The sequence below is a fragment of the Bacillus sp. P4_D3 genome, assembly GCF_056401855.1.
On record NZ_JBFUIN010000454.1, the window covers coordinates 1 to 2,518 of the forward strand.

2 protein-coding genes are annotated in these 2,518 nt (G+C 33.0%); one reads left to right on the forward strand and one right to left on the reverse strand.

The features are described from left to right. Nucleotides 1-41: 41 nt before the first annotated feature. Nucleotides 42-1,922, reverse strand: coding sequence for an FtsX-like permease family protein (locus tag AC1DTM_RS22610; RefSeq protein WP_016104594.1), 1,881 nt, complete (start codon nucleotides 1,920-1,922; stop codon nucleotides 42-44). A 264-nt stretch (nucleotides 1,923-2,186) separates the two neighbouring features. Between AC1DTM_RS22610 and nadE the strand changes: the two genes are divergently transcribed. Further along, nucleotides 2,187-2,518: NAD(+) synthase (gene nadE / locus AC1DTM_RS22615; protein WP_477000932.1), on the forward strand; the 332-nt coding region annotated here is incomplete at its 3' end.

Sequence of the window (2,518 nt, forward strand, 5' to 3'; positions counted from 1 at the left end):
CTCTTGTTAGAAAATATAGTACAAAAGTTAAAAAAACACATTTAACGAATATTCAATCTTTCTTTCAATTGTTTTAAATAACGAGATCGTATAATTAAGAAGTATACAACTTGAATACTTACAAAAATACTTAATACAATTGTATTTTCTTTAAACAGTGAGTACTCAAACATCTGTCCTAACGCAGTTAATGCTACTGCCCCGTGTAATGTTGCAACTCCAACTGGAACGAAGAATAAAAGCGCTAAGCGGATTGTGACTACTTTCGATAATTCGCCTCTCGTCAATCCAACTTTTCGAATCATTTCAAATAAACGAGTATCGTCCTCCAAATCAGAAAATAAGCGGAAGTAAAGGAAGCTTCCTGCACAAACGAAAAATACAATACCAATAAAGAAACCTACAAATAAAATGGGTCCTGCGATTTGTAAACTTTGATTTTGATCGTACTCTTCTGCACTAAACGTTGCATGTTCTTGATAAGGCTTAATCTGATTCGTAAGCTCTTTACCAACCTCAATTTCATCTTTCGTTCCTTTTGTTTTATACATATAATCTTTTTCTTCTTTAAATCCATCTTGTAATGAATCATATTGATTTTTAGAGATTACATATACATTACCCATAAGTATTTTACTTAGTGAAGAATCATTAACTTTTTTCACATTTAAGGGCTCATTGGCATTTTGGAAAGAAATTTCTTTTCTTTCCTTTATCGGTGGCCCTGGTATTTCTACTGATAGAAATAAGGCTTCTTTGTCTGATAAAGTATTGAACGGTTCCCCCGTTAACTTCGCATACTCCTTATAATCTGATTCTTTTATAAAACTGGCGTTTCTTAACGACTGCTCCTCCGTTGTCTTCGATGAAATATTTATTTTTGAAGCTGCTATATTATGTTTCTTTAATCCTTCGTCAATAATCTTCAGATGCTGTGACTCATTGCTATTACCTTGCTTAGAATGATAGTGAAACGCAATTGGTCTGTCCATAATTTCTTTCGTCATCGAAGCAAACCCAACCAATGTACCTATTGCTGAAAATGCTACTGTTGAAATAATTGTTACAATAAAGAACATCCTTGCATTATCTCTCATACGGTATGCTAAATCTGACAAAGTAATAATATTTGTCTGTGTCCAATAGAAACGTTTACTTTTTTTACATAATCGAATAATAAAGACGCTCAACTGCTTGTACAGCAAATACGTACCGATAGTGACTACCGTTGTAACAGGAATCATCATAATAAATACCATTGCACCATGTGACATAAGAGCGCCTGCATAACCAGCACTAAGCAATACTACTGCTAATATAGAAGAAATAATTGATGCTTTCGGTTCTGGCTTCGCCTCTGCTGATCCTCTAAACAATTTCATAATTTTATTTTTACGAACCATTCCGGCACTAAATAAGGAAATGATAATAAATAATATGAAAAACATAATACTCGTTACAACTATCGCTTTCATCGGTATGTAATAGGATAAGGAAATATCTAGTTTTAATATCATTGGGGCTACAAAAATTAGTACTCCTGAAAACAGCATACCTGAAAGAATCCCGAAAATAATTGCCCCTATTCCAATCATGATATTTTCAAAGAAGATAAGACGCTTTAATTGATATTTCGTCATTCCAAGCATCATTAATATCCCTAGCTCACGTTTTCTCGTTTTTAAAAACATTCCCATAGAATATAAAATGAAGAAAAATGTAAACAAGTAAATAATAGACTGTGCAAAAGACATACTTACGAATACGTACTGTCCTAATTGTCCAGCACTTAATGCCGGATGGAACGCAAAAAATGAATACACAAAAAAGGCCATAATGGCAAATGCACTACTCAAAAAATAAGCTGAGTATGTTCGTCTATTTCGCGTTACATTTCGAAATGCGAGTTCTCTAATGTTCATACTACTTCTCCGCCCTTCTACTAACTATGCTTTTATATTAGTAAAGTACGGAAATACCTTCCATCGATTCAAATGACAAAAACCTTACATTATTGAAAGGTTTAAAAAAATTGCTTATACAAAACAATTTATTTATAATAACTTCATTCATACACGCATTCTATTGTATATTCGTTAGTTTTGCGAAATAATAAAGGATAGAAGTATGTTCCAATATACATATAAACTTATTTACCGCTTTAATATGAATAGGAGGAAAACATAATGACATTACAAGAACAAATTATGAAAGCATTACATGTTCAACCTGTAATTGATCCGAAAGTAGAAATTCGTAAACGAATTGATTTCTTAAAGGATTATGTAAGAAAAACAGGTGCTAAAGGATTTGTACTTGGAATTAGCGGCGGACAAGACTCTACACTTGCAGGACGTTTAGCGCAGCTTGCAGTTGAAGAAGTTCGTAATGAAGGTGGTAACGCAACATTTATCTCCGTACGTCTTCCGTACAAAGTACAAAAAGATGAAGATGATGCACAATTAGCATTACAATTTATTCAAGCTGATCAATCTGTTGCTTTTGATATCGCTTCAAC

What these genes read in the sequence shown, in the direction of transcription:
- AC1DTM_RS22610 (WP_016104594.1), bottom strand. Translation starts at nt 1,922, where the DNA reads ATGAACATTAGAGAACTCGCATTTCGAAATGTAACGCGAAATAGACGA.